This window comes from Pseudomonadota bacterium (assembly GCA_026388215.1).
GTDB lineage: Bacteria > Desulfobacterota > Syntrophorhabdia > Syntrophorhabdales > Syntrophorhabdaceae > JAPLKF01.
Genome location: JAPLKF010000263.1, coordinates 1 through 6517 on the forward strand (window position 1 = coordinate 1; position 6517 = coordinate 6517).

7 protein-coding genes are annotated in these 6517 nt (G+C 42.4%); 5 read left to right on the top strand and 2 right to left on the bottom strand.

The genetic code is table 11. From position 1 onward, the window contains the following. Positions 1 to 118 precede the first annotated feature (118 nt). Entirely contained in the window at positions 119 to 517 is a 399-nt protein-coding gene (locus NTU69_12320) for a hypothetical protein (protein ID MCX5804291.1), read from the bottom strand. Between the two features lie 136 nt (positions 518 to 653). Next, positions 654 to 1103, bottom strand: a complete 450-nt coding sequence (locus NTU69_12325) for a hypothetical protein (GenBank protein MCX5804292.1) — start codon at positions 1101 to 1103, stop codon at positions 654 to 656. An 82-nt stretch (positions 1104 to 1185) separates the two neighbouring features. On the opposite strand from NTU69_12325, the gene istA reads away from it, so the two are divergent. The 5 genes from istA to NTU69_12350 form a co-directional block, all read left to right on the top strand. After that, the gene (gene istA / locus NTU69_12330) at positions 1186 to 2373 is read left to right on the top strand and encodes an IS21 family transposase (protein MCX5804293.1); all 1188 of its coding nucleotides are present in this window, start codon (positions 1186 to 1188) and stop codon (positions 2371 to 2373) included. Beyond that, entirely contained in the window at positions 2364 to 3164 is an 801-nt protein-coding gene (istB, locus tag NTU69_12335) for an IS21-like element helper ATPase IstB (GenBank protein MCX5804294.1), read from the top strand. The genes istA and istB overlap by 10 nt, the downstream gene beginning before the upstream one ends. Before the next feature lie 303 nt (positions 3165 to 3467). Next, the gene (locus NTU69_12340) at positions 3468 to 3776 is read left to right on the top strand and encodes a hypothetical protein (GenBank protein ID MCX5804295.1); all 309 of its coding nucleotides are present in this window, start codon (positions 3468 to 3470) and stop codon (positions 3774 to 3776) included. Between the two features lie 58 nt (positions 3777 to 3834). After that, positions 3835 to 6132 carry a YfhO family protein gene (locus NTU69_12345; protein MCX5804296.1) on the top strand — a complete coding sequence of 766 codons (2298 nt, stop codon included), beginning with the start codon at positions 3835 to 3837 and terminating at the stop codon, positions 6130 to 6132. 193 nt (positions 6133 to 6325) lie between these two features. Next, positions 6326 to 6517 (top strand): hypothetical protein (locus tag NTU69_12350; GenBank protein MCX5804297.1); only part of this gene is annotated, 192 nt, incomplete at its 3' end.

The following is a 6517-nucleotide window of genomic DNA, read 5'->3' on the forward strand; positions in this document are numbered from 1 at the left end:
ACAGGGCAATTGCCCAGGTTATAAAAGAGATTGAACTTTTACATGAAGATCAGGCAACATTACAGGCTGCGGCATAAGGAGGTTACGAGATACTATGAAAAAGGGAGTCATAAGAATTTCAACTAAAAACTTGACAAGCTCTATTCAGCGGTGGCAGTTCACTATGCTTCATGTAGTAATCTTCCAAAAGTGCTTTCTCGATTTCACGCGGATTCCCACAAACAACATAAGAGTACTCCACATTTGATCGACCACCAAACTCATTTTCGATCTCCTTCAGCCTCTTTGAACCCCCGGCGTTGTTTTGCCTATAATTCTTTAGCCTGTGCCACAGTCCTGAGTGACGATTCGTTTCTGGATTCTGATCACACTTGCCTATGTATAGGACCGACGATGCACCCCTTAACCTGCCAAAGCTTGACTTCAGGCGGAAAGCATAGACTCCATTTATTCCATTAAACTCTTCCTCAAATTTCTCCCAATTCTTCCATTCCTCGAAATAATTCTGATAGTCCATTTTTGTTCATCTCCTGTCCCAACGCGGCGCTGAGCGGCTGGCACGAGGATGCGGCCTGTTAGGGCATGCAGCCGAGTGACAGTGTGCTCGAGTGCCTTGTTCGGCGCCTAATGCAGTTTGATTCTATTTGTTTCTATCATTTTATCATATCACCTGTACGGCGCCGATGCAAGGCGCGCTGGACGTCAAGCTCAGCGCCTCGTTCGGTCTTGTTTGCTATCTCTTCAAGCCGTTTTTCGGTGAACTTCCACGACTCGGGAATCATATCGGTCGTGCCGGCTGCATACCCCCTTGCGCTCCATAGGTGGTTTTCATATAGGATTGTGTCACCACTGCCTGCTGCAGCGCTCTTCAGCCAGTCGGCGATTTCCTGTGGAGTAACAAGATACATTCTTGGGAGACTCTCTACCGAGGTACCTTTGAACTGGACTAGGCAGAAGACGGTCTTGTTGCTGTGCTTGGCCAGCCACTTGTCCGCCGCACCACGGTAGTCGGCGTTCTTTATGAACGACTGGGTAAGTCCCCACCCGCCGTCCTTGCTGCCTTTGACGGAAACCTTGTCACCAAGTATGTTATATGTCCCCAAAACAGGGAAGTAAAATGTCCCCCAATCAGGGCAATATGGTGTACCTTTGGAGTAACCCAAAAATACTCTGGAGGTATCGCCTATGCTCAGAAAGGAGGACTATATGACTATTGAAGCACAGATTCGCAAAGGTGTCTATAAGAAAGATATTGCAGAACAATTGGGGGTCCATCCCCGAACTGTAAGCCGTGCCCTCATACGAGGGGGAGTGCCTTCGGGATATAAGAAGCGGATAAGAACCAGCAAGCTCGATCCCTATAAACCCATGATCGATGGATTGCTCAAGGAAGGTGTCTGGAATGCAGTGGTCATTCTCCGTGAATGCGAGGAAAAGGGGTTTAAGGGAGAGGTCACAATCATCAGGGACTATATCGGACCAAAGCGTCCTTTGCGGCAATCGAAAGCCACCGTCCGTTTCGAAACGGAACCGGGACACCAGATGCAAAGCGATTGGGGTGAGATTATTACCATTGTTGCCGGTCAGCCCACAAAGGTCTTCTTCAGTGCCAATACCCTGGGCTACTCCAGGAAGTTCCATTTCTGGTGCACCGACAGCAACGATGCCGAACATACCTATGAAGGGATGATAAGAAGCTTTGAACACTTCGGAGGAGTCACGAAAGAGGTGCTTATTGACAACCAGAAGAGCGCTGTTATTCATCACCGGATCGGACAGACCGTTAAGTTCAATGAACGCTTTATCGACTTTGCAGGATACTACGGGTTTATCCCGAAAGCCTGCCGTCCCCACAGGGCCCGTACCAAAGGCAAGGACGAAAGAATGGTCGGCTATGTTAAACATAACTTCTTTGTCAGGTACAGACAGTTTGATAGCTTTGTCCATATGAACCAGTTAGCAGAAAAGTGGCTTACCGAAGAGGCGGATATGAGAATGCATGGCACCGTCAAAGAGGTAGTACAGGAACGTTTTGCCAGGGAGGCGCCTGTACTTGGTCCTTTGCCCCTTGTCCGCTTTGATACCTCTTATCGTGAGCAAAGGCTTGTCGGCTGGGATGGATACATCGATGTCAGAGGGGGAAGATACAGCGTTCCTTCTTCCCTGTGCGGTACCCCTGTCGACATTAGTATCAGTCTCAACGGGGAGCTTGCAGTATACGCCGGCGACATACAGGTTGCCTGCCATCGTCTTGTCAGCCCCCGTGAAGGCTGGGTAACTACACACGATCATCACCGTGACCTCTGGGCACAGACACTCCATGTGGAAAGAAGAGACCTCTCCGTATATGAGGAGGTGATCCCATGGAACTGAACATACTGCTTGAACGTATGAAGATGGAACATATTGCCCTTCAAATCGATACGATCTGCGAACAGGCATCGAAGAAAGACCTGGACTACAGGGAGTTCCTTACCGAAGTGTTCACAACAGAATGGAACGGCAGACACATCAAAGGGGTTGAAGCACGACTGAGACTTGCCCACTTCCCCTGGGTAAAGACCATTGAACAGTTTGATTTTACCTTCCAGCCCTCCATAGACCGGAAGGTAATAAGGGAACTTGCATCCCTTGCCTTTATAGGCAGGGCAGAAAATATCATCATCTTGGGGCCTCCAGGTGTAGGGAAAACCCATCTTGCGATAGCTCTTGGCATGAAGGCACTGGAGGCAGGTCATACAGCACTCTTTCTTACCCTGGAATCCATGATTACCAGACTTACAAGGGCACGGATGGAGAACCGGACAGAAAGACAACTCCAGCAGTTTGTTGCGCCTAAATTACTGATCATCGATGAGATGGGGTACCTGCCTATGAGCAGGGATGAAGCCGGACTGTTCTTCAGGCTCTTAACCAGACGGTATGAGAAGGCATCCACGATCATCACCTCAAACAAAAGCTTTGTTGACTGGGGAGAAATATTTAATGACCAGGTACTGGCTACTGCTATCCTTGATCGACTTCTTCATCACTGTACCACCCTTAACATCAAGGGAGAAAGTTACAGGCTCAAAGAGAAAAGAAAGGCAGGGCTCTTTGGACCTCCACCCAGGGTACAGGAGGAAAAACATGACGGAGAGAACGGTGAGGATGGGAACATATGAAACCGCTGTTCAGGGGACATTTTACTTCCCTGAAAAGGGGACAAAACAAAAACTTGTTGACACCTTCGGGCACTGTAAGAGGTATGGGGTAGAAAACAGATGCTCAAAGCTTTATGATTTGTATATACTATATCTGCTAACTTGGTTGTGTATATACACTATATATCTTGTACCCATGAGCAATTTAGCTCTTAGCTCATAGCTGATGGCAACTGCTTTTTGCTATGAACTATTGTGGCATGTTTATTGCATTAATATATTTCCGAGGAACATAAAGTGAATATCCCAGCAGGAGGAAATAGAATGAAAACTTTAAGGAATCAAAAAGGTTTTACGCTAGAGTACAATTTGAAACCCACAGGGTTTCTTGCTGGTATCACGTATAATATAACTACACTTGCTGATGCTGCTGGTATCCAGGGCGTGGTAACTGCTATTTCGGGCACAGATTTTATATTTACGGTAGGTGGTGCAGCAACTGCATATTATGTCAGCGTGGCCGGTCCAACCGTTGTTGCTGGTGTATCAGCCGTACCTGCATTTATCAAAATGAAGAGTGCGCGTGGTATCGATTGTAGTGCCCCCGCATCAAACAACTGCGACAAATGGTAACAAGTATATAACTTACTAAACGGTCCACAAAGGGGGATCATCGGCCCCCCCCTATATGATGTTTATAATCCTTATATTTTTTTTCATCATTCTTCTTTATTTTTATCCTGTGTTTTCTGCTTCTTATATATTTATTGAGAGGGACCTATCACCTTTTTTTATCCCACCCCGTAACCTCTGGGTAAACCTTGTAAAATCTTTTGAACTGCCACTCTGGAATTCCTATACTTACTCAGGTATACCTCTTCTTGCTACTCTTCAGCCAGGGGTTTTTTACCCTCCCCATATATTCTATTTATTCTTGCCATTCAATATTGCTTGGAACTGGCTCATTATCCTTCATTTTGTTTTTGCAGGTTGCACGACGTATCTTTTTTTAAGGCATTTGAAGGCATCATCGATCGCTTCATTCGTTGGCGGCGTAATCTTTGCGTTATCGGGATACCTGTTGTCTGTCCATAACCTTCTTCCACATCTTTTAGCCGTTCCATGGTTTCCCTTGGTTATAATGTATTTTTTAAAATATCTTGAGAATAAAAAATCAAAACACATTGTATTTACAGGTATTTTTTTGACAATGGAATTTCTCGCAGGTGCGCCCGAGATTGTGATGATGACCTTTTTAGTCCTCTGTATCATCTCATTTTTTCCTGGAGTATTTGTCACTGAAAAGGTTGGTGTATCGCTACGATTGAAAGGGCTTATTCTCACTGGTCTTATTTTCTTTCTTCTATCTGCTGTCCAACTTTTGCCTTTTTATGAGCTTAAAGCATGGAGCATAAGATACGCAGGCTTGAGCTATCAGGAGGCAACTAATTGGTCTTTTGCATGGAAGGATTTTATCCAATTTTTTCTTCCCGATGCATTTGGTTATTTTAAAACTCCAGAAAAATATTGGGCCAACCAATCATGGTTGAAAACAGTATATCTCGGGATCATCCCATTTGTATTATCTATTTTTTTCTTTATAAGTAGTAAAGACAGAAGGAAATGGATATTTCTGTCGTTGATGTTTATATCTTTTATCTTTGCTCTTGGAAGGAATACCCCGGTTTATCATTTCCTCCACCATATACCGCCTTTTAACAGTATTCGCTATCCGGTGAAATTTCTGTTCCTCTTCTTTTTTATGGTTGCAGTTACATCGGGTCTTGGTCTTGACAGGTTACGAGAAGGTATAAAAAATAAAGACCGGATTACGAAAATAATTGTAAATATTGTTTTTTATTTAGGTTTTCTTTTTGCAGCCCTGTGGGGATATTTATATCTATTTGACGCCGATATTTATGTTTTTCTTGATAAAAATGGTTTCAAGCCAGAAGCGTATAATGATATATGGTTTAACCTCCATAATGCAAAAAGATTTTTGTTCTTCTCTTTTGTGGCTTGTACGCTGATGCTTGTTTATTTGAAAATCAGCTATAAGAGGCTTGCGCTATTTGGCATAGTTTTTATTCTCATTGCAGATCTATTCCTTGCCAATTATGGTTTTTACAGAACAATCCAATGGAATCAATACATTTCTCAATCTAAATTTGAAAAAGCCCTTGCTAAAAATATAGAAACGGAAAGATATTTTCTGACTCGAAAAACAGCTAAAAATTTTGAATTTTTTCCTTTAGATAGGGCAGTTATGAGTTCTGCTTATGCTCCACTTTTTAGATTGTATACAATTGAAGGATCTGAAGTAATGCGGATAAAATATCATGAAATCTTTTTGCTAATAATGAATAGTACCCATTCAATTTCAGATGCGAAGAGATTTTTTGACATAAGTGGTGTGCGCCATGTTATTACCTCTTATAAGGTTAGTGACAACGATTTGAAGTTAGTAAAGAGTATAGAGATTGCAGATAAAACCGCATACCTGTATGAATACACACAGTACCCTGGCAGATTTCTGTTGTTTTCAATAGTTTCTTTTGTAAAAGATGATCAGACTGTAATTGAGAAATTACAATCGGATACATTTGACGGGAAGAGAGAACTGATTCTTATCGGGAACAAGGAAGCGGTGTATGAAAACAAAGACTTGAGAGGTCATGTAAAACTTGTATCATATAAGGCAAATAGATTCAGTTTGGAATATGAAACAAGTAATGACGCATTCCTCTACGTGAGCGATACGTATTATCCGGGCTGGCGGGCGTATGTGGATGGAAAAGAGACAAATATTTACCGTGCAAACCTTGCCTTCAGGGCAATAGAGGTACCGAAAGGCAAGCATACCGTGGTTTTTAAGTACATCCCGATGTCATTCTATATTGGACTTGTTTTGACGATTATCGGAATATTATTGTGCATCTGGCTGTGGAGAAGAGATAATGGTAAATTACCAATAACCAAGCACCAATAACCAAATAAATTCCAATAACCAATTTTTCAAGCACCAAATAGATATCAATATCCAATAACCAAATAACAATAACCAGACAAATTCTAAGTCTGTAATTTGTAATTTGATTATTGGTCATTTTTATTATTATTTATCATTATTTACTTGAATATTCATTCAAATGGGTGTATTATAATACATCAAGGAGGTGTATATGAGTACAGTGAGAATGAACATAACTCTGCCTGAAGATGTCGGGAAGATTCTTGCAGAAGTGAATAATAAATCTGCATATATTGCTGAAGCCATTAAAGAAAAAAAGCGTATGGAAGATAAGGCGAAAATGAGAAAACAACTTGCCATTGCGTATCAAAAGGCAGCGGAAGAGGATTATGAAACATATAGA

Coding starts and splice junctions, on each gene's coding strand:
- istB (MCX5804294.1), top strand. CDS start 2,364: ATGGAACTGAACATACTGCTTGAACGTATGAAGATGGAACATATTGCC.
- NTU69_12320 (MCX5804291.1), bottom strand. CDS start 517: ATGGACTATCAGAATTATTTCGAGGAATGGAAGAATTGGGAGAAATTT.
- NTU69_12340 (MCX5804295.1), top strand. CDS start 3,468: ATGAAAACTTTAAGGAATCAAAAAGGTTTTACGCTAGAGTACAATTTG.
- istA (MCX5804293.1), top strand. CDS start 1,186: ATGCTCAGAAAGGAGGACTATATGACTATTGAAGCACAGATTCGCAAA.
- NTU69_12345 (MCX5804296.1), top strand. CDS start 3,835: ATGTTTATAATCCTTATATTTTTTTTCATCATTCTTCTTTATTTTTAT.